Origin of the sequence: Streptomyces sp. NPDC017529 (assembly GCF_044329785.1) — a bacterium.
GTDB lineage: Bacteria > Actinomycetota > Actinomycetes > Streptomycetales > Streptomycetaceae > Streptomyces.
The window spans coordinates 1-21,679 of sequence record NZ_JBIRJY010000038.1; the positions used below are offsets into that span (position 1 = coordinate 1).

At 73.8% G+C, this 21,679-nt stretch carries 19 protein-coding genes and 1 pseudogene; 8 read left to right on the forward strand and 12 right to left on the reverse strand.

Features of this window, described 5'->3' with window-relative positions; all coding sequences use genetic code 11:
• Positions 1 to 91: 91 nt before the first annotated feature.
• From ACH4K4_RS38110 to ACH4K4_RS38125, 4 genes and pseudogenes are all read right to left on the reverse strand, one after another.
• Positions 92 to 1,084, reverse strand: a pseudogene (locus tag ACH4K4_RS38110) (RNA polymerase sigma factor); the annotation flags it as partial.
• A 219-nt stretch (positions 1,085 to 1,303) separates the two neighbouring features.
• Positions 1,304 to 2,116 carry an SDR family NAD(P)-dependent oxidoreductase gene (locus tag ACH4K4_RS38115; protein WP_398174771.1) on the reverse strand — a complete coding sequence of 271 codons (813 nt, stop codon included), beginning with the start codon at positions 2,114 to 2,116 and terminating at the stop codon, positions 1,304 to 1,306.
• A 56-nt stretch (positions 2,117 to 2,172) separates the two neighbouring features.
• Positions 2,173 to 3,618 carry an aldehyde dehydrogenase family protein gene (locus ACH4K4_RS38120; RefSeq protein ID WP_398174774.1) on the reverse strand — a complete coding sequence of 482 codons (1,446 nt, stop codon included), beginning with the start codon at positions 3,616 to 3,618 and terminating at the stop codon, positions 2,173 to 2,175.
• Complete coding sequence (locus ACH4K4_RS38125) at positions 3,615 to 4,871, reverse strand: M20 family metallopeptidase (RefSeq protein ID WP_398174777.1); 1,257 nt, start codon at positions 4,869 to 4,871, stop codon at positions 3,615 to 3,617. Before ACH4K4_RS38125 ends, ACH4K4_RS38120 begins: the two co-directional genes overlap by 4 nt.
• A 232-nt stretch (positions 4,872 to 5,103) precedes the next feature.
• Here ACH4K4_RS38125 and ACH4K4_RS38130 point away from each other — a divergent pair, with 232 nt between their 5' ends.
• Positions 5,104 to 5,592 carry a glutathione peroxidase gene (locus ACH4K4_RS38130; protein WP_398174780.1) on the forward strand — a complete coding sequence of 163 codons (489 nt, stop codon included), beginning with the start codon at positions 5,104 to 5,106 and terminating at the stop codon, positions 5,590 to 5,592.
• Between the two features lie 7 nt (positions 5,593 to 5,599).
• Here the strand turns inward: ACH4K4_RS38130 and ACH4K4_RS38135 are convergent, their stop codons facing one another.
• Positions 5,600 to 6,073, reverse strand: a complete 474-nt coding sequence (locus ACH4K4_RS38135; protein ID WP_398174783.1) for an STAS domain-containing protein — start codon at positions 6,071 to 6,073, stop codon at positions 5,600 to 5,602.
• Positions 6,074 to 6,747: 674 nt separating this feature from the next.
• Between ACH4K4_RS38135 and ACH4K4_RS38140 the strand changes: the two genes are divergently transcribed.
• Entirely contained in the window at positions 6,748 to 8,313 is a 1,566-nt protein-coding gene (locus ACH4K4_RS38140) for a GAF domain-containing protein (RefSeq protein WP_398174786.1), read from the forward strand.
• Positions 8,314 to 8,353: 40 nt separating this feature from the next.
• Here ACH4K4_RS38140 and ACH4K4_RS38145 read toward each other — a convergent pair whose 3' ends face one another.
• Complete coding sequence (locus tag ACH4K4_RS38145) at positions 8,354 to 9,652, reverse strand: SLC13 family permease (protein ID WP_398174789.1); 1,299 nt, start codon at positions 9,650 to 9,652, stop codon at positions 8,354 to 8,356.
• Between the two features lie 136 nt (positions 9,653 to 9,788).
• Here ACH4K4_RS38145 and ACH4K4_RS38150 point away from each other — a divergent pair, with 136 nt between their 5' ends.
• Both ACH4K4_RS38150 and ACH4K4_RS38155 read left to right on the forward strand, forming a co-directional pair.
• Entirely contained in the window at positions 9,789 to 10,349 is a 561-nt protein-coding gene (locus ACH4K4_RS38150) for a GNAT family N-acetyltransferase (RefSeq protein ID WP_398174792.1), read from the forward strand.
• 142 nt (positions 10,350 to 10,491) lie between these two features.
• Positions 10,492 to 11,847: an NAD(P)/FAD-dependent oxidoreductase gene (locus tag ACH4K4_RS38155; protein WP_398174795.1), complete on the forward strand. Its 1,356-nt coding sequence runs from the start codon at positions 10,492 to 10,494 to the stop codon at positions 11,845 to 11,847.
• Positions 11,848 to 11,878: 31 nt separating this feature from the next.
• On the opposite strand, the gene ACH4K4_RS38160 is transcribed toward ACH4K4_RS38155, so the two are convergent.
• The gene (locus ACH4K4_RS38160) at positions 11,879 to 12,307 is read right to left on the reverse strand and encodes an ArsR/SmtB family transcription factor (RefSeq protein ID WP_398174798.1); all 429 of its coding nucleotides are present in this window, start codon (positions 12,305 to 12,307) and stop codon (positions 11,879 to 11,881) included.
• A gap of 268 nt (positions 12,308 to 12,575) precedes the next feature.
• Here ACH4K4_RS38160 and ACH4K4_RS38165 point away from each other — a divergent pair, with 268 nt between their 5' ends.
• From ACH4K4_RS38165 to lnt, 3 genes are all read left to right on the forward strand, one after another.
• Positions 12,576 to 14,492, forward strand: coding sequence for an ABC transporter ATP-binding protein (locus ACH4K4_RS38165; RefSeq protein ID WP_398174801.1), 1,917 nt, complete (start codon positions 12,576 to 12,578; stop codon positions 14,490 to 14,492).
• A 100-nt stretch (positions 14,493 to 14,592) separates the two neighbouring features.
• A complete protein-coding gene (locus ACH4K4_RS38170) occupies positions 14,593 to 15,090 on the forward strand; it encodes a nuclear transport factor 2 family protein (protein WP_398174804.1) in 498 nt (165 codons plus the stop codon).
• A 71-nt stretch (positions 15,091 to 15,161) separates the two neighbouring features.
• The gene (lnt, locus tag ACH4K4_RS38175; RefSeq protein ID WP_398174806.1) at positions 15,162 to 16,691 is read left to right on the forward strand and encodes an apolipoprotein N-acyltransferase; all 1,530 of its coding nucleotides are present in this window, start codon (positions 15,162 to 15,164) and stop codon (positions 16,689 to 16,691) included.
• A gap of 18 nt (positions 16,692 to 16,709) precedes the next feature.
• Here lnt and ACH4K4_RS38180 read toward each other — a convergent pair whose 3' ends face one another.
• On the reverse strand, positions 16,710 to 17,615 hold the full coding sequence (locus ACH4K4_RS38180; protein WP_398174809.1) for a Gfo/Idh/MocA family protein: 906 nt from the start codon (positions 17,613 to 17,615) through the stop codon (positions 16,710 to 16,712).
• 355 nt (positions 17,616 to 17,970) lie between these two features.
• On the opposite strand from ACH4K4_RS38180, the gene ACH4K4_RS38185 reads away from it, so the two are divergent.
• A complete protein-coding gene (locus ACH4K4_RS38185) occupies positions 17,971 to 18,450 on the forward strand; it encodes a hypothetical protein (RefSeq protein ID WP_398174812.1) in 480 nt (159 codons plus the stop codon).
• Positions 18,451 to 18,538: 88 nt separating this feature from the next.
• Here the strand turns inward: ACH4K4_RS38185 and ACH4K4_RS38190 are convergent, their stop codons facing one another.
• The 4 genes from ACH4K4_RS38190 to fabG form a co-directional block, all read right to left on the reverse strand.
• Complete coding sequence (locus ACH4K4_RS38190; protein WP_398174815.1) at positions 18,539 to 19,021, reverse strand: hypothetical protein; 483 nt, start codon at positions 19,019 to 19,021, stop codon at positions 18,539 to 18,541.
• 109 nt (positions 19,022 to 19,130) lie between these two features.
• On the reverse strand, positions 19,131 to 19,808 hold the full coding sequence (locus ACH4K4_RS38195) for a uracil-DNA glycosylase (protein ID WP_398174818.1): 678 nt from the start codon (positions 19,806 to 19,808) through the stop codon (positions 19,131 to 19,133).
• 232 nt (positions 19,809 to 20,040) lie between these two features.
• Positions 20,041 to 20,811, reverse strand: a complete 771-nt coding sequence (locus ACH4K4_RS38200; RefSeq protein ID WP_398174821.1) for an SDR family oxidoreductase — start codon at positions 20,809 to 20,811, stop codon at positions 20,041 to 20,043.
• A 16-nt stretch (positions 20,812 to 20,827) separates the two neighbouring features.
• Positions 20,828 to 21,589: a 3-oxoacyl-ACP reductase FabG gene (gene fabG / locus ACH4K4_RS38205; RefSeq protein ID WP_398174824.1), complete on the reverse strand. Its 762-nt coding sequence runs from the start codon at positions 21,587 to 21,589 to the stop codon at positions 20,828 to 20,830.
• Positions 21,590 to 21,679: the final 90 nt, after the last annotated feature.

Here is a 21,679-nt window from a genome sequence, read left to right on the forward strand (position 1 = left end):
GGGCGACGGAGTTCACCAGGCCATGCTCGGCATCGCCCGGTTGCACAACCTGGCCCTCACGGGATAACTCACACCCCATACGGGACAACCTCTAGTCGAGATAGTCGCGCAGCAGCTGCGAGCGCGACGGATGGCGGAGCTTCGACATGGTCTTGTTCTCGATCTGGCGGATGCGCTCGCGCGTGACGCCGTAGACCTTGCCGATCTCGTCGAGGGTCTTGGGCTGGCCGTCCTTGAGGCCGTAGCGCATCGAGACGACGCCGGCCTCACGGTCGGCGAGGGTCTCCAGGATGGCCCGCAGCTGCTGCTGGAGGAAGGAGAAGCCGACGGCCTCCGCCGGGACGACGGCCTCGGTGTCCTCGATCAGGTCGCCGAACTCGCTGTCGCCCTCGTCGCCCAGCGGGGTGTGCAGGGATATCGGTTCACGGCCGTATTTCTGTACCTCGATGACCTTTTCCGGGGTCATGTCGAGTTCCTTGGCCAGTTCCTCGGGGGTGGGTTCGCGGCCGGTGTCCTGGAGCAGCTGGCGCTGAATCCGGGCCAGCTTGTTGATGATCTCGACCATGTGGACCGGAATGCGGATCGTCCGGGCCTGGTCGGCCATGGCGCGGGTGATGGCCTGGCGAATCCACCAGGTCGCGTACGTCGAGAATTTGAATCCCTTGACGTAGTCGAACTTCTCGACCGCGCGGATCAGGCCGAGGTTGCCTTCCTGGATGAGGTCCAGGAAGAGCATGCCGCGCCCGGTGTAGCGCTTGGCGAGCGAGACGACGAGCCGGAGGTTGGCCTCGACCAGGTGCTCCTTGGCGCGTGCGCCGTCCGCGACCAGGATCTCCAGTTCGCGCCTGAGCTTCCCGGTGGGCTCGCCGGTGTCCAGTTTCTCCTGCGCGAACAGGCCGGCCTCGACGCGCTTGGCCAGCTCGACCTCCTGCTCGGCGTTGAGCAGCGGGACCTTGCCGATCAGCTTGAGGTAGTCCTTGACCGGGTCGGCGGAGGCGCCGCTGCCGGCGACCTGCTGCGCCGGCGCGTCCCCCTCGTCACCGTGGGACAGGGTGAATCCGCCCGCCGCCTCGATCGCGGTACCTGCGGACGGTACGGCTTCCGGGGCCGGGGATACGGCTATTTCCTGCGGTCGCGTGATGGACGAGGTGAGTGACACGAGGAACCTCTCGATACACATAGGCACGGTGCACGGCGAGCACCTCTTTATTCATCGCGCACTTACCCGTGGTTTGTTACACCGGAATTCCCGTGATCTGAATCACGCTTTTCGAGCGGGTGGCGAGGGTGGCACGCCATCCGGTCAGACCGACGGCTCGAACCGGCCGTCGACCGCCGTCCAGCCGCCGTCGACGCTCAGCACGCTCCCGGTGACGAAGGTGGACGCGTCGGAGACGAGGTAGACGACGGCGCCGGCGATCTCGTCGGCGCGGGCCCAGCGCCCCAGCGCGGACGCCTGGGCGTACGCGTCGTACCAGGCGGGGACGGCGGCGATCTGGTCGGTGAGAGGCGTACGGACGACGCCGGGCGCCACCGCGTTGCACCGCACGCCGCGCGGCCCCCACTCCGCAGCGGCCGTCCGCAGGAACTGCACCAGCCCGGCTTTCGAGGCCGCGTACACGCTCTGCCCCGGTTCGACCTGGACGGCGCGCATGGAGGCCAGGCCGACCACGCTGCCCCGGCCGCGCTCCGCCATGCCGGGTGCCACGGCCTGGACGAGGGTGAAGACCGCCCGCAGGTTGAGGGCGACGACCCGGTCGAACTCGGCGGCGGTGTAGTCGGCGATCCGCTTGCGCACATTGACGCCGACGGTGACGACCAGCCCGTCCAGGGCGCCCCACCGCGCGGCCGCGTCTCGTACCGCGTCGTCGTCCAGCACGTCGAGGGGGAACGCGGTCGCCGTGCCGGTCCGGCTGCCGGGGGCCGGGGGCTCGGCGGCGGCTGCCTCCGCCGCGCGGGCGGCGCCGGCCGCGTCCACGTCGGCGACGATCACCTCGGCGCCGTGCGCGGCCAGGGCGCGTACCGCCTCCCGGCCGATCCCGCCGGCGCCGCCGACGACCGCGATCCGCCGCCCGTCCAGGCGGAACAGCTTCGCGTACTCGATCATCTGCTCCATGGTGTGCTCCCGGGGTCGTAGAAGGTACGGGCCCGTGCCGGCACCGGCCGGGGCGCTCACGGGCGGATCACGGCCATCCGCGGCACCGTCAGTTCCTCGATCGCGAAGCGCGGCCCCTCGCGGCCGAGCCCCGAGTCCTTGACGCCGCCGTACGGCGCGACGTCGCTGCGGTAGCCCGGGACCTCGTTGATCACCACGCCGCCGACGTCCAGCGCGTCCAGCGCCCGGAAGGCGGCGTCCAGGCCGCGGGTGAAGACCGCCGCGTGCAGCCCGTACCGCCCGGCGTTGACCAGGTCGTACGCCGCGTCCAGGTCCGGCACCGTACGCAGCGCGACGACCGGACCGAAGATCTCCTCGTCCCACGCGGGCTCCCCGTCCGGCACGTCGGCCAGCAGCGTCGGTGTCACGCACCGGCCGCGGCGGGTGCCGCCCGCCACCACCCGCGCCCCGGCCGCACGGGCCCGGTCGATCCAGGACAGCACCCGTTCGGTCGCGGCCTCGTCGATGAGGGCGGCGACCCGGGTGTCCTCCTCGCGCGGATCGCCGACGACGATCCCGGGCAGCCGTCCGGCGATCCGCCGCTCCAGCTCGCCGGCGATCCCGGCGACGGCGATGACGCGCTGTACGGCGATGCACGCCTGGCCGGAGGCGTAGTAGCCGCCGCGTGCCACGGCGTCGGCGGCCGCCTCCAGGTCGGCGTCGGCGGCGACCACCAGCGCCGCGTTGGAACCCAGTTCGAGAACGGTCTTGCGGGGCGCCGCGTCGCGGGCGATGCGGTGGCCGACGGCGGCGGAACCGGTGAAGGAGACCGCCGCCACCTCGGGGTGGGTGGTCAGGGTGCGGCCGACCGCCGCGTCGCCGGTGACCAGTTGCACGGCGCCGGGCGGCGCGCCGGCCGCGGCGAGCCGTTCCCGTACGAGGTGGACCAGCCACAGGGTGGCCAGCGGCGTGGCCGGGGCCGGTTTGACGATCACCGGGCAGCCGGCCGCGAGCGCCGGGGCGATCTTGTGGGAGGCGAGCATCATCGGGTAGTTGAAGCCGGCGATGCCGACCACCACGCCCACGGGGCGCCGGGTCCAGAAGCCGACCATGCCGTCCCCCGAGGGAAGCAGGTCCAGGGGCACCGTCTCACCGTGGATGTGCACCACCTCGTCGGCGGCGGCCTGCCAGGTCACCACGGCCCGCCGTACCTCGGTGCGGCAGTCGGTACGCGGCTTGCCGGTCTCCAGGACGAGCAGGTCCTCCATCGGCCCCGCGACGGCCTCCAGGTCGGCGGCCACCCCGCCCAGCACCCGGCGCCGTACGCGCGAGGCCAGCCGCGCGACGCGGGCGCGCACGGCGGCGGCGTGCCCGGCGGCGCGGCGGGCGAGGTCCGCGTCGCCCACCGGCGCGGTGGCGAACTGCGTGCCGTCGTACGGGAAGACGACCGGGCCGGTACGCGGAGCGGGCACCCAGCCGTCGCCGACGGGCAGGCCCCGGGGGAAGGCGGCGGGAAGGCTCACGCGCCGCCGCCTTCCGGCCGGGCTCCGCCCTTCAGGAAGTGCCGGGCCGCCGCGGCGTAGACCCGGGCGTACTCGGCGATCTCGCGCACCTCCACGTACTCGTCCTTCTGGTGGGCGATCCACTTGCCGCCCGGTCCGTAGACGACCGTCGGCAGTCCCGCGTCGCGGGTCAGGATCGTCCCGTCGGTCGTGCCGGGCACCGCGCCGAAGCGCGGCGCGGCGCCGTGCACCTGCCGGTGGCCGGCCACCAGCGCCGTGACGAGCGGGTGCGCCGCGTCGGTCTCGACGGCGGGCCGGTCGTCGACGACGGCCGTTTCGACGGTGACGCCCACGGTGGCCGCGGCGAGCACGGCCGCCTGCCGGACGTGCTCGACCAGCTCGGCGTGGTCGGTGCCGGGAACGGTCCGTACGTCGATGCCGAGCACGCCGTGGCCCGGTATGACGTTGAGCTGGTCGGGGTCGCCCGCGCGCAGCACCGTCGGGGTCACGGTCACCGCTCCGGCGTGCGGGTGGGTGCCGTACCGCCGCAGCGCCCACGCCTCGGCCTCCGGGAGCGCGGCGACGATCCGCGCGCCCGCGACGAGGGCGCTGCGGCCCTCCTGCGGCATCGCGCCGTGCGCCATCTCGCCCCGGAGGCCGAGCCGCAGGCGGATGCCGCCGCGGGCCGAGGTGCACACCTCGTAGCCCTCCGGCTCGCAGACGATCACACCGTCCACCCCGGCGGCGAGCGGCGAGGCGGCGAACGCCTTGGCCCCGAGCATCAGGCCCTCCTCGTCGCACAGCACGCCGACGACGATGCGCCCGGGGAAGGGGCCGGCCCGCTGGAGCGCCCGCACCCCGTAGACCATCGCGGCCACGCCGGACTTCATGTCGGCGGCGCCCCGGCCCCACAGCCTGCCGTCGCGGATCTCGGCGCCGTACGGATCGACGGACCAGTCCCCGGCGTCGCCCTCGGTGACGACGTCGGTGTGCCCTTCGAACATCAGGGTGCGGCCCGGCCCGCCGCCGCCCTCGACGACCGCGACGACATTGGGGCGGCCCGGCGCCACCGGCACCACCTCGTGGGGCCAGCCGAACGCGGTGAAGAGGCGGGAGACGAGGTCGGCGGCGGGCTGTTCGACGGCCGTGGCACCCGCGGCGTTGACGGTTCTCATCCGTACGAGGTCCTGTGCGAAGGCGACGGCGGCCGCTTCGTCGACCTCCGGCACGCCGGCGTCCGGACCCGGCGGCACGACACTCGGGCTGCTGTGCACGGCACCCTCCGGCTTCCCTGCCCTCGGCCGGGAGACTGGTCGGACCAGCTGGTCCTCCGTACTGTGCTGGCACGTTCGCTTACGGGTCAAGAGGGGCACGACGGGCCAAGTGGGTCACGGAGCACCCTCCCCGGCCCGGCGGGATTCCGGTCGGGGAAGATTGCGCGCACCGGCACGGTTGTCGCGTACGAAGCGCGTCCGCCGTCACGATCCCGTACCGAGGAGCCCGAACGTGAGCCTGTACGACATCCCCCTGCGCACCCTGAACGGCGAGTCCGCCTCGCTGGCCGACTACCGCGGCCGCGCCCTCCTGGTGGTCAACGTGGCATCCAAGTGCGGGCTGACCCCGCAGTACTCGGGCCTGGAGCGGCTCCAGCAGCGGTACGCCGACCGCGGCTTCACCGTCCTCGGCTTCCCCAGCAACCAGTTCGCGGGCCAGGAGCCGGGCAGCTCGGAGGAGATCGCCACGTTCTGCTCGACGACGTACGGCGTCAGCTTTCCGCTGTTCGAGAAGACGGACGTCAACGGCCCCGAGCGGCACCCGCTGTACGCGGAGCTCACCCGCGCCGAGGACGGCGCGGGCGAGGCCGGTGACGTGCAGTGGAACTTCGAGAAGTTCCTCATCGACGGCGAAGGGGCGGTCGTGGGACGGTTCCGGCCCCGGACGGAGCCCGAGGCCGAGGAGCTGACGGCGGCGATCGAGGCCGCGCTGCCCGCCTGATGTCGCGTCAGGCGACGGCGTTGTCCGTGGGGGTGTCCGGAGTGGCCGGGCACCCCTCGCCCTCGGGCCGCGGCGTACAGGCACAGGCCCCGCCCCGGCCGGGCCCGGCGGCTTCCTCGGCGATACCGTAAACGGCGTCGGGGCCGGGATCGAGGCAGAGGTCGAAGACGGGCAGCAGGCCGGTCAGCCGCAACAGCCGCAGCACGCTGGGGCTCTCGGCGACGCCCGCCAGGCGCAGCCGCCCCGCCTTGGCCTCGGTACGCCGCCGGGTGCGGCACAGCAACGACAGTCCGCAGCAGTCGATGAAGGTCACCGACCGCATGTCCAGGACGAGATCGGGGCAGCGCGCGCCGGTGATCTCGTCGAGGCGCGCGGCCAGCGCGGTCGCCGCGAGAATGTCCACTTCTCCGCCCAGTTCCACCACGGTTGTCGCGCCGACCACGTGTTCCCGGCTCGTGAAACTCCGCCCCTGATCCACCATGCCTGTCCCCACCTCCGTGCCGGTGCGCGTGCTGCCGCCGCACGCTGGCGGTCGGGACATACGGAAGTTTGGGGACTCGCCCTGGTGCGGCCCCGGCGGGGATGACCACCGTCGGCGTTCGGCATCCGCGCGGCGCCAGCCTCCGGCGGGGTCCGGGTCGTCGGCTGTGCCCTTACGTGTCTACGGCTTACCCACTGGCCCCCCTGTCAGTCCGGACGGCACATACGTAAAGAAGTTGTCTCAAACTCATGCCACGGGCCTGGGCGGTGGACGCCGGGCTCCTGGAAACTGCGCCGCCGACGGCCGCCGCGGTGGCCGGTACGCGGTCGGTGGCCGGGGCGTCGGGAGCAACGGGAGCGGGGCGGTGAAATCCGGGGCGGCAGCATCTGCGGCCGGCGCCTCCGGCGGTCCGCCGGTCCGACGAAAGACCGAGCGATTTCCGGCCACTCCTTATCCTTCTCCTACGCATGTCCGCCGCGCCTGCCACGCGTCGGCCCCCGCCAATCAGTCACAAGTTCATTCATTCGGACGAACTAGACTGAAATCAGCCATCCAGTTGTCAGGGGCACGATATAGACCCGCAGCCGCCCCTGGTTCCGTACGGCGCACGTGGCTCACACCGGCAGTGGGCGCGCGGCGCCGAGCCGAGCAGAAACAGGGCAGACGCCGGACCGATGCCGCAGACTCCCGACCTCCACGGCCCCGCCGACCCGCACGGCCCCGCGCCCGTCCGCGCCCCCGGCACCGCCGAGGACACCGCGCAGAGCCTGCGCGAGCTGTCCGGCAGCCCCGACGGGCCCGTCCCGCGGCTCCCGCAGCTCCTCGAAGCGATGGTGGCGGTCGGCACCGACCTGGACGTGGACAGCGCGCTGCGCCGCATCGCCGAGACCGCCGCTTCCCTGACCTCCGCCCGGTACGCCGCCATCGGCATCCTGGACGAGGACGGCGACGGGCCGGCCGACCTGATCACGTACGGCGTCTCCCCCGAGGTCCACCGCCGGATCGGCCGGCCGCCGGCGCGCTCCTTCCTCGACGTGCCCGTACAGGTGCGCGGCGAGCGCTTCGGGAGCCTCTGTGTGGCGGACAAGCGGGACGGCGCGGAGTTCGGCGCCGAGGACCTCCACCTGGTGCGGATCCTGGCCACCGAGGCGGGCATCGCCGTGGGCAACTTCCGGGCGTACTCCGCCGCCCGGCAGCGCCGCCGCTGGATCGACGGCGCCGCCTCGGTCACGAACGCCCTGCTGGCCGGCCCCGGAACCGGGTCGACGGCCGAGGACGCGCTCACCGTCGTGGCCGAACGGGGCAGGGAACTGGCCGAGGCGGCGACCGGTGCCGTCATGCTGCCGCACTCCGAGGGCGGCATGGAGGTCGTGGCGCTCTCCACGGTTCTGCCGGACCCGGCCCGCGACGAGGCGTACCGGGGCGTGATCCCGCCGGAGAGCCCGGTCGTCCACCAGATACGGGCCGGGCTCTCGGTCCACACGGACGACTTCGCGACGGACCCGCGGTCGGTCTCCCCGCTCGCCCGCCACTACGGCCCGACCATGCTGCTGCCGCTGCGCAGCAACGGGAAGGTGCTGGGTGCGCTCGCCCTGTGCCGGGCCTCGGGCGGGCGGCGCTTCACCTCGACCGAGCGGACCCTGGCGGCCCAGTTCGCGGTGCAGGCGGCGCTCGCGCTCGTGATCGCCGACACGCAGCGCGACCGCGAGCGGCTGGCCGTGTACGAAGACCGCGACCGGATAGCCCGCGATCTGCACGATCTGGTCATACAGCGGCTGTTCGCGACGGGGATGCTGCTGGCGGGCGCGCAGCGCAAGGCGGTGGTGCCCGAGGTGCGGGAGGGCGTCGGCCGGGCCCTGGACGAGCTGGACGCGACGGTCCAGGAGATACGGACCGCGATCATCGCCCTGCAGCAGGGCCCGGCCGAGGCGCCGGCCGGTTTGCGGACCCGCGTCCTCCAGGAGGCCGGCGCCGCGGCCGCCGTCCTGGGCGCCCGGCCGTCGGTGCGGTTCGTGGGCCCCGTGGACGCGCGGGTCGGCGAGGCGAACGGCGAGGAGCTGGTCATGGCGCTGCGGGCGGCGCTCGCGGAGCCGGGCGGGCGGCGGGGGACGTCGGAACCGGTCCGTATCGACGTGGTGGTCGACGCGACGGCCGTCCTCGGCGACGGGCGGGCGGGGGTGCGGCTGACGGTGACGGAGCGCGGGGGCGACGCGGTGGTGGTCTGGGAGGCACCGCTGTAGGGCGTCGGCGCCGGGCCGCCCGTGGAACCGTACGAGCGCCCTACGCGCCGATGACGTTCAGGGCTCCCCACAGTGCCACCGTCGTCAGGACCAGCCCGGCCGGTACGGTCAGCACACCGAGGCGGGTGAAGGTGCCCAGGTCCGGCGCGTCGCCCCGGTCCTGGAGGGTGCGCCGCCACAGGAGTGTGGCCAGCGAGCCGACGTACGTCAGGTTCGGGCCGAGGTTCACACCGATCAGCACCGCGAGCACGGGCCCTGGGCCGCCGTGCGCCGCGACCGGCAGCAGCGCCAGTACGGCGGGCAGGTTGTTGATGACGTTGGCCAGGAGGGCGGCGAACGCGGCGACGCCGAGCAGCGCGGGCAGCGACGGGCCTTCGGGCAGCAGCCGGTCGACGGCGCCGCCGAGGCCGTTGGCGACCACCGCTTCCACCACGATGCCGAGGGCCAGGACGAAGAGGCAGAAGAACGGTTTCGCCGCCCCGGCCATCCCGGCCACGCTGGTCTCCCGGCGCGCGAGCGCGCGTATCCCCAGGGCCAGGACGCCGGCCAGCGCCGCCCAGACCGGTTCGAGCCCGGCGAAGGAGGTCACGACGAAGCCGGCGAGCGTGAGCGAGAGGACCACGAGGGCGAACACGGGGAGCGGGGGCGAATCCTGCGCGGGGCCCTCGGTCGCGGGCCCGCCCGTCCGGCCCTCCTCGGCCGCGGGCCCGCCGGTGTCCTCCGCCAGCTCCCGCCCGAAGAACTTCCTGAAGACCAGGTACTCGAAGGCCACCGCCACCACCCACGGCAGCGCCATCAGCGCCGCGAACCGCGTGAAGGACAGCCCGGCCGCGCCGAGCGCCAGCAGGTTGGTGAGGTTGGAGACGGGCAACAGCAGCGAGGCGGAGTTCGCCAGGTGGGCGCAGGCGTACAGGTGCGGGCGGGCGCGGACGCCGGCGTGTGCGGCGGTGGCCACCACCACCGGCGTCAGCAGCACCACCGTAGCGTCCAGGCTGAGCACCGCCGTGACCGCGGCGGCGAGCACGAACACCCCGGCCAGCAGGCGCCGCGGCCGCCCGGCGCAGCGCCGCGCCAGAGCCGCACCGGCCGCCTCGAACACCCCTTCCCGCGCGCAGAGGTGGGCGAGGACCAGCACCGCGGCCAGGAAGCCGACGACCGGCAGCAGGGTGCGCACCTGGGTCCACGCCGCGGCGGGCGACACCGCGCCGGCCAGGACGAGCAGGCCCGCCGCCGGCACGGCCGCCACGGCCTCGGGTGCGCCGCCCGGCCTCCGTACGGCGAAGACCAGCACGCAGACCAGCAGCAGGAGGGAAAGGATCTCGGCGGCGGCGGTACTCATCCCCGCAAACTACAGGGGTTGATCCACAGCCCTATATCGCCCCACTTAGGGTGGGTTCGCACCCTCACTGGCGTACACCCGGCCCGCCCTCCCGACCGCCTACGCCACCTCTTCCCCACCGAAAGGAGCGTCGGCCATGCCGACCCCGGCCGCGCACGACACCGGATCCGACACCGAGATCACCCTGCACCCGCTGGAGCCCGGACACCTGCCGGCCGTCCTGGAGCTGGGCTGCCGGGTCTACGACACCAAAGCCATGCCGTACACCGGCTGGTCGCTGACCGCGGTCGCCACCCACCTCGACGCCTCCGTACCCGCCTGCCGCGTCGCCATGGCCGGTGAGCGGCTGGCGGGCTTCGTGCTCGGCTCGATGACCTTCGAGCAGCGCGAGGACTGGGGATACCTGGAGTGGATCGCGGTGGACCCGGACTTCCAGGGGCGCGGGGTGGCCGGCCGGCTCGTACGGGACTGCTGCGCCGTGCTGACCGAGGCCGGCGCCTCGTCCGTGGTGACCGACGTCGAGGCGGACAACACCGCGTCGGCGGCGCTGATGCGCCGCAACGGCTTCACCGAGGGCGTCACCGTCACCCTGTTCGTCCGGGCGGGCGGTGCCGGGGCACCGCACCGCGGCGGCATCTCCCTGCCGCACTTCGCCCGCACCGGCCGCCCCCGGCCCACCCGCCACGACGGCCGCTGAGCCGCGGCGCGCCGGGACGGCCGGGACGCCTGTTTCTCACCCGGTCGCAGGAGGTACCCGGTGGGCGCGGTGGCGAGGCCCGCCGCCCCGTGCCAGCGTGGCCGGGAGCCGACACAGCTGCCGACAGAGGCGAGGACGCGTCATGGAACGACCCAGAGTCCTGATCGTGGGCGGCGGCTTCGCCGGGGTGGAGTGCGCCCGGGGCCTGGAGCACGGACTGTCCGCCGAGACGGCCGAGATCGTGCTCGTCACGCCCAACAACTACGAGCTGTACCTGCCGCTGCTCCCCCACGTCGCCGCCGGTGTGGTCACCCCGCAGTCGATCGCGCCCTCCCTGCGGCGCATCCTGCGGCGCACGCGCCTGGTGCCCGGCGGTGTGGTCGGCATCGACGCCGCGGCCAAGGTCTGCGTGGTGCGGCTGATCACGGGCGAGATCACCGACATCCCCTACGACCGGCTGGTGCTGACGCCCGGCAGCATCACCCGTACGTTCGACATCCCCGGTCTGACGGACTACGCGCGCGGCATGAAGACACTCGCCGAAGCCGCGTACATCCGCGACCACGTCATCGCCCAGCTCGACATCGCCGCCGCCTCCTCGGACCCGCAGGAGCGCGCGGCGCGGCTCCAGTTCGTCGTCGTGGGCGGCGGGTACGCGGGCACGGAGACGGTCGCCTACCTCCAGCGGCTCACCAACGCGGCCGCCCGGCGCTACCCGCGCCTGGACCCCACCCAGATCAAGTGGCACCTCATCGACATCGCGCCGAAGCTGATGCCCGAGCTGGGCGACCGGCTCGGGCAGAAGGCGCTGGAGCTGATGCGGCGGCGCGGCACGGAGGTCTCGCTCGGCGTGTCGGTCGCCGAAGTGACCGAGGACTGCGTGGAGTTCACGGACGGGCGGGTGCTGCCGTGCCGGACGCTGATCTGGACCGCCGGCGTGGCGGCCAGCCCGCTGATCGGCACGCTGGGCGCCGAGACGGTACGCGGCCGGCTCGTCGTGGACGCCGATCTGACCGTGCCGGGCATGCCGGACGTGCTGGCCTGCGGCGACGCGGCGGCCGTGCCCGACCTGACGAAGGGTGCCGGCGCGGTCTGCCCGCCCACGGCGCAGCACGCGCAGCGGCAGGGCAAGCACGCCGCCCGCAACATCATCGCCGGGCTGCGCGGCGCACCGCGCGCGCCGTACCGGCACAAGGACCTCGGTCTGGTCGTCGACCTCGGCGGCATCGACGCGGTGTCCAAGCCGCTGGGGTACGAGCTGACCGGGCTGCCCGCCCAGGTGGCGGCGCGCGGCTACCACCTGCTGGCGCTGCGCACCGGTGTCGCCAGGTTCCGTACCGTCGCGAACTGGCTGATCAACGCCACCGCGGGCGACGATTTCGTGCGGACCGGATTCCAGGCGGAGAAGCCCGCCACACTGCGCGACTTCGAGCGGACCGACGTCTATCTCTCACAGGACGACGTACGGGAGCGACTTGGGGCGCGCGGAGCGGGCTGAGCACGGGAGTGCACGCCGGGCAGACCGCGGGTCAGCGCCCTGAGGGCCTCGTTCCGGCCCCGGCCCGCCCGGTGTCCGCCGCCCCTTCGGGGCCTTCGGCCTCCGCCGTGCCGGGCAGGTCGCGTGCGCCGAGCCGCAGGTGCTCGATGTGGTAGACGGCCTCGTCCAAGAGCTGGGCGACGTGCGTGTCGTACAGGCTGTAGACGATCCGGCGGCCGCGGCGGGACCCCGTGACCAGGCCGAGCGCCCGCAGCAGCCGCAGCTGGTGGGAGACCGCCGACTGCTCCATGCCGACCGCGTCGGCGAGTTCGCCGACCGGGCAGGGGCCCTGGCGGAGCCGGGTGAGGATCATCAGCCGCGACGGGGTGGCCAGCGCCTGGAGGGTGGCGGCGATGGTCGCGGCGGCGTCCGCGTCCAGGTGTGCTGCCGGTGTGGTCCTGCCGTCGGCTCCGTGTCCCATGCGCCTCATCGTATCTGGGGCAATAAGTGAAGACGTCTTCATGCGTTCGGTTCTGGTGTGCGGGTTCACGCACGCCCTTTCCCGCCCCTCGGAGCGGCGCACGCCTCCGACGCGCATCAATACGCCCCGCCCGGCGCAACGCCGCGGCGCGCCCACGGGGGAATCGCTTGACCTCAACATTAGTTGAGGTCATAGCTTCGGGTCCTGTCGCCGGTCACCACGGCCCGCGATCATTCCCGAGCCGACCACGCCGCCCCGGAGGACCGCGATGGACATGGAAGTCACCGCCTGGCACTCGCTGCACAGCGCCTTGACCGCACAGCAGGACCGGCGCCCCCTCTCCCGCACCACCCTGCGGCGCATCGCCGCCTTCGCCCGGCCGCACCGCCGCGCGCTGACCTGGTTCCTGGTGCTCAGCACCGTGACCGCCACGCTCGCGGTCGCCACCCCGCTCCTCGCGGGCCGGGTGGTCGACACCATCATCGGCACCGAGGCGGCCGGTACGGTCCTCGGCCTCTCCGGGCTGATCGCCCTCATCGCGGTGGCGGAGGCGGGCCTGGGCCTGCTGGCCCGCCGGCTGTCGGCGGGCCTGGGCGAGAACCTGATCCTCGACCTGCGGACCACCGTCTACGACCACGTGCAGCGGATGCCGGTCGCCTTCTTCACCCGTACGCGCACAGGAGCCCTGGTCAGCCGCCTGAACAACGACGTGATCGGGGCGCAGCGGGCGTTCAGCGACACGCTGTCCAGCGTGGTCGGCAACGTCGTGACGCTGCTGCTGACGCTCGTGGTGATGCTGAGTCTGTCGTGGCAGATCACGCTGGCCGCGCTGGTGCTGCTCCCGGTGTTCGTGCTGCCCGCCCGCCGGGTCGGCCGGCGGCTGGCCGGGCTGCGCAGGGAGGCAGCCGACCACAACGCGGCAATGGGCACCCAGATGACCGAGCGGTTCTCCGCGCCGGGGGCCACCCTGATCAAGCTGTTCGGCCGCCCGGCCCGCGAGTCCGCCGAATTCGCCACCCGTGCCCGGCGGGTGCGCGACATCGGGGTCCGTACCGCCATGGTCCAGACGTACTTCGTCACGGCGCTCACCCTGGTCTCCGCCCTCGCCCTGGCGGTCGTCTACGGCCTCGGCGGCTTCCTGGCGCTGCGCGGCCACCTCGAAGCGGGCTCGATCGTCTCGCTGGCCCTGCTGCTGACCCGCCTGTACGCGCCGCTGACGGCGCTCTCCGGCGCGCACACCGAGGTGATGAGCGCGCTGGTCAGCTTCGAGCGGGTCTTCGAGGTGCTGGACCTCAAGCCGCTGATCGAGGAGAAGCCGGACGCCCGCGCGGTGCCGGACGGGCCGGTCTCGGTGGAGTTCGACGCCGTGCGCTTCGGCTACCCGTCCGCCGACAAGGTCTCCCTCGCCTCCCTCGAAGAGGTGGCGACCCTGGACACCAGAGGCGGCGCCGAGGTGCTGCACGGTGTCTCCTTCCGCGCCGAGCCGGGACAGATGATCGCCCTGGTCGGCTCCTCGGGCGCGGGCAAGTCGACGATCGCCCAGCTGCTCCCGCGGCTCTACGACACGGACACCGGCGCGGTACGGCTGGCCGGCGTGGACGTCCGCGACCTGACCGCCGACGCGCTGCGCGACACCCTGGGCATGGTGACCCAGGACGGGCACCTCTTCCACGACACCATCCGCGAGAACCTGCTGCTGGCCAGGCCCGAAGCGGCCGAGGAGGAGCTGTGGGACGCGCTGCGCCGCTCCCGTCTGGACGGCCTGATCGCCTCGCTGCCCGACGGCCTCGACACGGTGGTCGGCGAGCGCGGCTACCGGCTCTCCGGCGGTGAACGGCAGCGGCTGACCATCGCCCGCCTGCTGCTGGCCAGGCCGCGCGTGGTGATCCTGGACGAGGCCACCGCCCACCTGGACAACACCTCGGAAGCGGCGGTGCAGGAGGCGCTGACCGAGGCCCTGGAGGGCCGCACCTCCGTGGTCATCGCCCACCGGCTGTCGACCGTACGGGCCGCCGACCTGATCCTGGTGGTGGAGGACGGGCGGATCGTGGAGCGCGGCACCCACGACGCGCTGCTCGCGGCGGGCGGCCGCTACCAGGAGCTGTACCGCACCCAGTTCGCGCAGTCGGAGACCTCCGAGGGGCGCGCCGCCGGCGAAACGGCGGAGCCGGCACCGGCGCGCTGACCTGCCGCGCCGCCCGCGGGCCCCCGTTTTACGGCGGGGGCCCGCGGCCGTACCGCCCCGGCCTCTTGGCGGGGACGTGCGCATGCCGAAAACTGAGGCGATGACCCAGCGTGCGGAACACACCACTGTCATGGACCGCCTCGCCATCGACGACCTGGTCACCGGCTACGCCATCGCCGTGGACGACGGCGACTGGGCCGCGTACCGGGCCCTGTTCGTCCCGGAGGGCCGCGTCGACTACCGCTCCGCGGGCGGCATCGCGGGCGGCGTCACCGACATCGCGGACTGGCTCGCCGACATGATGCGGCACTTCCCCGTACGCCAGCACCTGATCGTCAACCGGCGGATCGGCATCGCGCTGCGGGACGGCGGCGCGCCCGGCGACACGGCCACCGTGCAGGCGGACTACCTCAACCCGATGCACCTCGGCGACCCCCTTCAGGCGCCGCCGGGCGAGACCGCCGGCAAGGCCGCCGCCCCCAACTACACCTGCGCCGGCCGCTACCTGTTCACCGCCCGCCGCGCCGCCGACGACTGGCGGCTGACCGAGGTCGTCGTCCACGAGAAGTGGCGCCGGCTCTTCCCGGAGCAGGCCTGACGCGGCGTCCGCTGTGCAAGATCGGCCGAGGCGCGCACACTGGGTGCGGCGATCCGATGGAGGGAGGCGGCATGCGGGTGTCGACCGGCCGGTGGGAGGCGGGGCCCGCGTCGCCCTGGGTGCGCGGGGCCGCGGCGGCCGCGGCCGGGGCACTGCCCGCGCTCGCCTTCCCCGCGCCCTCCCTGTGGTGGCTCGCCTACGCCGCCCTCGTCCCCTGGATCCTGCTGGCCCGCTCGGCCCGCACGGCCCGCCGGGCGGCGCTGGACGGCTGGCTCGGCGGGGCCGGCTTCATGCTGGCGGTCCACCACTGGCTGCTGCCGAGCCTGCACGTGTTCATCCTCGTGCTGGCCGCGCTCCTCGGGCTGCTGTGGGCGCCCTGGGGGCTGCTCGTACGGGCACTCCTGGGCGGCGCGCCCGGCGCGGGCCGGTGCGCGGCGTCCCTCGTCCTCGTACCATCCGGTTGGCTGATGGTCGAACTCGTCAGGTCCTGGGAGTACTTGGGCGGGCCGTGGGGCTTGCTGGGGGCCAGCCAGTGGCAGGTGCCGCCCGCCCTGCGGCTCGCCTCCATCGGCGGGGTGTGGCTGCTGAGCCTGCTCGTCGTGGCGGCCAACACCGCGCTCGCCGTGCTCGTCGTACTGCCGCGGGCGCGCGTCCCGGCCGTGGCGGGACTGCTCGTCTGCGCCCTCGGCGGGGCGGCGGCGTGGCTGTGGGCGCCGGTGCCGCGCGCGGCGGGCACCGTACGGATCGGCGTCGTCCAGCCGGGCGAAGTCGCCGGCCCCGAAGCGCGGATAGCGCGCGGCGAGGTGCTGACCCGCTCCCTGGCCGGGCGCGGGGCGCGGCTGGTGATCTGGGGCGAGAGCAGCGTCAACCGCGATCTGGCCCGGGACCCGGCGATGGCTTCCCGGCTCGCCGCGCTCTCCCGTGGGACCGGCGCCGACCTCCTGGTGAACGTCGACGGGCGGCACGCCGGGCAGCCCGGCATCTACAAGAGTTCCGTCCTGGTGGGCCCGCGCGGGGCGACCGGCCACCGCTACGACAAGATGCGGCTGGTCCCCTTCGGCGAGTACATTCCGCTGCGCTCCGTACTGGGCTGGGCGACGCACGTCGGCAAGGCCGCCGACCAGAACCGGATGCGCGGCACCCGCCAGGTCCTGATGCCGGTCGGCTCGGCGGGCGGGCTGCGCGTGGGGCCCCTGGTGTGCTTCGAGTCGGCGTTCCCCGACATGAGCCGCCAACTGGTGAGCGACGGTGCGCATCTGCTGGTGGCCCAGTCCTCCACGTCGACCTTCCAGGACAGCTGGGCGCCGGCGCAGCACGCCTCACTGGCCGCGCTGCGTGCCGCCGAGACCTGGCGGCCGATGGCGCACGCCACGCTGACCGGGGTCAGCGCGGTGTACGGGCCGCGCGGCGAGCCGGTGGGCGGCCGGCTCGGCACCGAGCGTGGCGCGGCGGCCGTGTACGACGTGCCGCTGGCCACGGGCACCAGCCCGTACGTCCGCTTCGGCGACTGGGCGCTGTACGGCGCGATCCTGGCCCTCGGTGTGTACGTGGTGATGGCGGGGACGCGAACGGTTCGGTCCCGCCGGGCACGCAACCGCTGACCCTTCAGGCAGGCGGCCTCACGTCGCCTGTGCCAGCGCCTCGATGACCACCCGCTCGCACAACTCGTGCGTGCGCAGCGCGTCCTCGGCCGAGACGAGCCGGCCCGCGCGTACGTCGTCCAGGAAGGCGAGCACGATCTGCTCGATGCCGCGCTGCCGGGCGACCGGCACCCAGTCGCCGCGCCGCCGCACGCTCGGCTGCCCCTTGTGGTCGATGATCTCGGCGAGATTGACGACCTGGCGCTTGGTGTCCTGCCCCGACACGTCGAGGATCTCCTCGGCGGAACCGCTGAGCCGGTTCATGCTGCCGACGGCGCTGAACCCGTCGCCCGAGAGGTGCAGCACCACGTGGTGCATCAGGCCGTCCCTGACCTTGGCCCGCACGTCCACGTGGTCGACCGTGCCGGGCACCAGGAAGCGCAGCGTGTCGACCACGTGGATGAAGTCGTCCAGGACCAGCGACCGCGGGTCCTCCGGGAGGCCGACCCGGTTCTTCTGCATCAGGATCAGGTCGCGCGGGTGCTCCAGGCACTGCGCGTAACCGGGCGCGTAACGGCGGTTGAAACCGACCGCCAGGCTGACGCCGCGCTCCTCCGCGAGGCGCACGATCCGCTCGGTCTCGGCCAGCTCGTAGGCGATCGGCTTGTCGACATAGGTCGGTATCCCGGCCTCCACGAGGCGGGTCACGATCTCCGGGTGGACCGTGGTGGGCGCGTGCACGAACGCCGCGTCCAGGCCGGCGGCGAGCAGCGTGTCCAGGTCGGTGTGGCGCTGCGCCGCGGGCAGGCGGTACGTGCCGGCGACCCGCTCCAGGGTGGCGGGGGTACGCGTCTGGAGGTGCAGCTCGACACCGGGCTGCGCGCCGAGCACCGGCAGGTACGCCTTCTGTGCGATGTCGCCGAGTCCGATGCAGCCGACCTTCACGGGTACTCCTTGGGTTGCGCCGGCGCCCCGCCCGCCTGCGCGGACCGGCGCGCCGGGTCTGCCGATGACCACGCCCGCGCCGGTGCCGTACCGGTCGGGGCGCCAGGTGCGCCGGTGCTGTTCCCGGGCGCCCCGGCAGCATACGTGCCCCCCGGCGGCCGCCGGGTCCCGGCCGGAGCCGCGGGGTGGACCGGCCCCACCGCGCCCCCGACGGCCTGGCATCCGCCCTGGCCGGGGGTGGGGCGTCATCGGGTGCACCGCTGCTCGGGCGCCCCTGGCACCAGGTCAACGGCGCTCGGCCCGGTCACCCCTGCGGGGCATTCACAACGGCCACCGCGGTCGGGAGAGTTGGCCGGTGCCCCGTATTCCCGCAGCGGCGGTCCTCGCGGTGGTGACGGCCGCGGCCGCCACCGGCTGCGTCACCGTCGTCCACCGCCCGGCCCACGAAAGCCTCCGGCCGCGCCCCGCGCTGCCCGCCCCCTCCGTGGAGCCCATCGGCCCGGAGGTCAGCCGTCACCCGCCGCACGAGCGGCCGACGACGCCGTCCGGCCCTGCCGCGCGGCGCCCCGCACCGGTACGTACGCCGGCCCCCGCCGCGCAGGAGGCGGAGCGGGCGCGCCCGGCCCCCGCGGCCAAGGGAAAGGCCGCGGGCAGGGACGGCGCACGGGGCAAGCACCGGTCTCCGAAGGCCCGCCGGTACGGTCTCCCCTTCCCGCGCGCCAAGGAGCGCGGCCTGCCCCAGGCCCCCGGCCTGTGCGCACTCGGCCGGGAGTACGGCCGCTGGCAGGACGACGACCGTGCGGACCTGATCTGCCGGGACGTCTACGGGGGCTGATCGCACAAGCCCCGCGTACCCCCGCGTAGCCCCGCACCTGGCGGCCCGGTGGCCCGCGGCCCAGTGGCCCGCAGCCGGGCGCCGGGCGTCAGCGGTCCCCGGTGACCCGGGCCGCCAGCCGCTCGATGGCCTGCCGTACGCCGCGGGCGTACGCGTCGTCGGCCAGCGCCGCCACCGCCTCCCGGGCCCGGTCCAGCTGGGTGCGCGCCTCGGGGCGCCGGCCCAGGGCGGCGTAGTCGGCGGCCAGGCTCAGGTGCAGGGAGGGCAGCAGCGCCGCCACCGCCCGGGCCGTGCGGCGCGCCGGGCGCTGCCGCTCCGCCTCCCCCTCCTGCGCCGTCGCGAGCGCCTTGAGGTCCCAGACCAGTTCGTCGGCCGGGTCGTCCTGGGTGCCGGCGATGTAGTGCGCGAGCGTGCAGCGGTGAAAGGCGTCGCCGCCCGGCCCGACCTCGGCCCACAGCTCCGAGAGGCGGTTGCGGGCCTCTTCCCGGTCGCCGCCCCGGTGCAGCATGACCGCCTGCCCGATGCGGGTCAGGACCACGTCACCGGTCGCCTCCGCACGCTGCCTGTCCACCGCCGCACACTCCCGCGCTCGTCCGCCGCCCCGCACGGCCTGCCTCCCCCGACGCTAACCGGCACCGGACCGCGCCGCGCGGTGTGCGCGACGCGCCGCGGCCGCGTGCTCAGCCCAGGTCGGGGATGCGCCAGTCGATCGGGGTGTGGCCCTGCGCGGCGACCGCCTCGTTTATCCGGGTGAAGGGCCGGGAGCCGAAGAACTTCTTCGCGGACAGCGGGGAGGGGTGCGCGCCTTCCACCACCGCGTGCCGCTCCGTGTCGATCAGCGGCAGTTTCTTCTTCGCGTAGTTGCCCCACAGCACGAACACCGCCGGGTCCGGGCGGGAGACCACGGCGCGTATCACCGCGTCGGTGAACTTCTCCCAGCCCTTGCCCTTGTGGGAGTTGGCCTCGCCCGCCCGCACCGTCAGCACCGCGTTCAGCAGCAGCACGCCCTGCCGGGCCCAGGGCATCAGGTAGCCGTTGTCCGGGACCGGGTGGCCCAGCTCCTCCTTCATCTCCTTGTAGATGTTGCGCAGCGACGGCGGTGTTTTGACGCCGGGCCGCACGGAGAAGCACAGCCCGTGCCCCTGCCCCTCGCCGTGGTACGGGTCCTGCCCCAGGACCAGCACCTTCACCTGGTCGTACGGGGTGGCGTCAAGGGCCGCGAAGACCTCGTCGCGGGGCGGGTAGACCGGCCCCTTGGCCCGCTCCTGCTCGACGAACTCGGTGAGCTCCTTGAAGTAGGGCTTCTCCAACTCCTCGCCGAGGACGCCGCGCCAGGACTCGGGCAGCATGTCGGTCATCACAGGGCAACCTCCGGTGTGCGATCCGTTCTCGGCAACGAACTTACCGGCGCCCACTGACAACGCCCGCACACCCGCCGCTCCGGCCCGACCGGCCGTGCCGAGCCGCGCCCGCCCCGCCGCGTCGAGTTGCAGGTCCACCGCCGCCGACGCCCCGTCCAGCCGTGTCGCCGAACTCACACCGGGGACGGGTACGACCGGCACCCGGCCGGGCCACCCCGCGTCCGCCTCCTCAGACTCCCGCGTTGAGGAACAGCCCGCCGTCGACCTGGAGCGTCTGCCCCGTGACCCAGCCGGCGGCGTCGGACAGCAGGAACGCCGCCGCGCCCCCGATGTCCTCCGGCACACCGAGGCGCCCGAGCGGGTAGCCGGCGGCGGCCTCCTCCTCGCGGTTCTCGTACAGCGCGGCCGCGAACTTGGTCTTCACCACCGCCGGGGCGATGGAGTTGACCCGTACCACCGGCGCGAACTCGTGCGCCAGCTGGAACGTCAGGTTGATCATCGCGGCCTTGCTCATGCCGTACGCGCCGATGAAGGGCGAGGCGGAGACGCCCGCGATGGAGGCGATGTTGACGATCGCGCCGCCGTTGTCCTTCTGCCACGCGTGCCAGGTGCGCTGCGCGAAGCCGAGCGCCGAGACGACGTTGGTCTCGAAGACCTTGCGGGCGACGTTCAGGTCGAGGTCGGCGATCGGGCCGAACACCGGGTTCGTACCGGCGTTGTTGACGAGGTAGTCGACCCGGCCGAACGCCTCCATGGCGCGCTCGACGGCGACGCCCTGGTGGGCCTCGTCGTGCGCCTTGCCCGCGACGCCGATGACGCGGTCGGCGCCCAGCGCCTCGACGGCTTCCTTGAGGGCGTCCTCGTTGCGGCCGGTGATGCAGACCTTGTCGCCGCGCGCCACGAGCGCCTGCGCGATGCCGTACCCGATGCCCCGGCTTGCGCCGGTGACCAGTGCCGCCTTGCCGGAGAGCGCGGGCAGCCGGTTGTCCTGTGCAGTCATGAGCTGTGCCCCCGGTTCAGTTGAGCGGGCCGCCGGCCACGTACATGACCTGGCCGGAGACGAAGCCGGCCGCCTCGCCCGTGAAGAAGGCGATGGCGTTGGCGATGTCCTCGGGCCGGCCGACGCGCTGCACCGGGATCTGGGTGGCGGCCGCGGCCTGGAAGTCCTCGAAGCCCATGCCGACGCGCTCGGCGGTGGCGGCGGTCATGTCGGTGACGATGAACCCGGGCGCGACGGCGTTGGCGGTGACGCCGAACTTGCCGAGCTCGATGGCGAGGGTCTTGGTGAAGCCCTGCAGGCCGGCCTTGGCCGCCGAGTAGTTGACCTGGCCGCGGTTGCCGAGCGCCGAGCTGGAGGAGAGGTTGACGATACGGCCGAACTTGGCGTCGACCATGTGCTTCTGGCAGGCCCGCGACATCAGGAACGCGCCGCGCAGATGCACGTTCATGACCGTGTCCCAGTCACTGTCGCTCATCTTGAACAGCAGGTTGTCGCGGAGTACGCCCGCGTTGTTGACGAGCACGGTCGGCGCGCCCAGCTCCGCGGCGACCCGTGCGACCGCCGCCTCCACCTGCTCCGCGTCCGAGACGTCACAGCCGACGGCCAGCGCCCTGCCGCCGGCCGCGGTGATCTTCTCGACGGTGTCCTTGCAGGCCGCCTCGTCCAGGTCGAGAACGGCGACGGCGCGGCCCTCGGCGGCCAGGCGTACGGCGGTGGCCGCGCCGATGCCGCGGGCCGCGCCCGTCACGATGGCTACGCGCTGCTCGGTGGTGGACATGCGGGGTTCTCCTCACCCTCGAAACCTCGACGAGCGGTCCGCCGCACCGAACCAGCAGGTGAGCAACCGCTTAGTAGCTTCAGCAGGGCT

Coding starts and splice junctions, on each gene's coding strand:
- ACH4K4_RS38150 (WP_398174792.1), top strand. CDS start 9,789: ATGCCGACCCCGGCCGCGCACGACACCGGATCCGACACCGAGATCACC.
- ACH4K4_RS38135 (WP_398174783.1), bottom strand. CDS start 6,073: ATGGTGGATCAGGGGCGGAGTTTCACGAGCCGGGAACACGTGGTCGGC.
- ACH4K4_RS38115 (WP_398174771.1), bottom strand. CDS start 2,116: ATGGAGCAGATGATCGAGTACGCGAAGCTGTTCCGCCTGGACGGGCGG.
- ACH4K4_RS38195 (WP_398174818.1), bottom strand. CDS start 19,808: ATGACCGACATGCTGCCCGAGTCCTGGCGCGGCGTCCTCGGCGAGGAG.
- ACH4K4_RS38155 (WP_398174795.1), top strand. CDS start 10,492: ATGGAACGACCCAGAGTCCTGATCGTGGGCGGCGGCTTCGCCGGGGTG.
- lnt (WP_398174806.1), top strand. CDS start 15,162: ATGCGGGTGTCGACCGGCCGGTGGGAGGCGGGGCCCGCGTCGCCCTGG.
- ACH4K4_RS38145 (WP_398174789.1), bottom strand. CDS start 9,652: ATGAGTACCGCCGCCGCCGAGATCCTTTCCCTCCTGCTGCTGGTCTGC.
- fabG (WP_398174824.1), bottom strand. CDS start 21,589: ATGTCCACCACCGAGCAGCGCGTAGCCATCGTGACGGGCGCGGCCCGC.
- ACH4K4_RS38140 (WP_398174786.1), top strand. CDS start 6,748: ATGCCGCAGACTCCCGACCTCCACGGCCCCGCCGACCCGCACGGCCCC.
- ACH4K4_RS38160 (WP_398174798.1), bottom strand. CDS start 12,307: ATGGGACACGGAGCCGACGGCAGGACCACACCGGCAGCACACCTGGAC.
- ACH4K4_RS38200 (WP_398174821.1), bottom strand. CDS start 20,811: ATGACTGCACAGGACAACCGGCTGCCCGCGCTCTCCGGCAAGGCGGCA.
- ACH4K4_RS38165 (WP_398174801.1), top strand. CDS start 12,576: ATGGACATGGAAGTCACCGCCTGGCACTCGCTGCACAGCGCCTTGACC.
- ACH4K4_RS38170 (WP_398174804.1), top strand. CDS start 14,593: ATGACCCAGCGTGCGGAACACACCACTGTCATGGACCGCCTCGCCATC.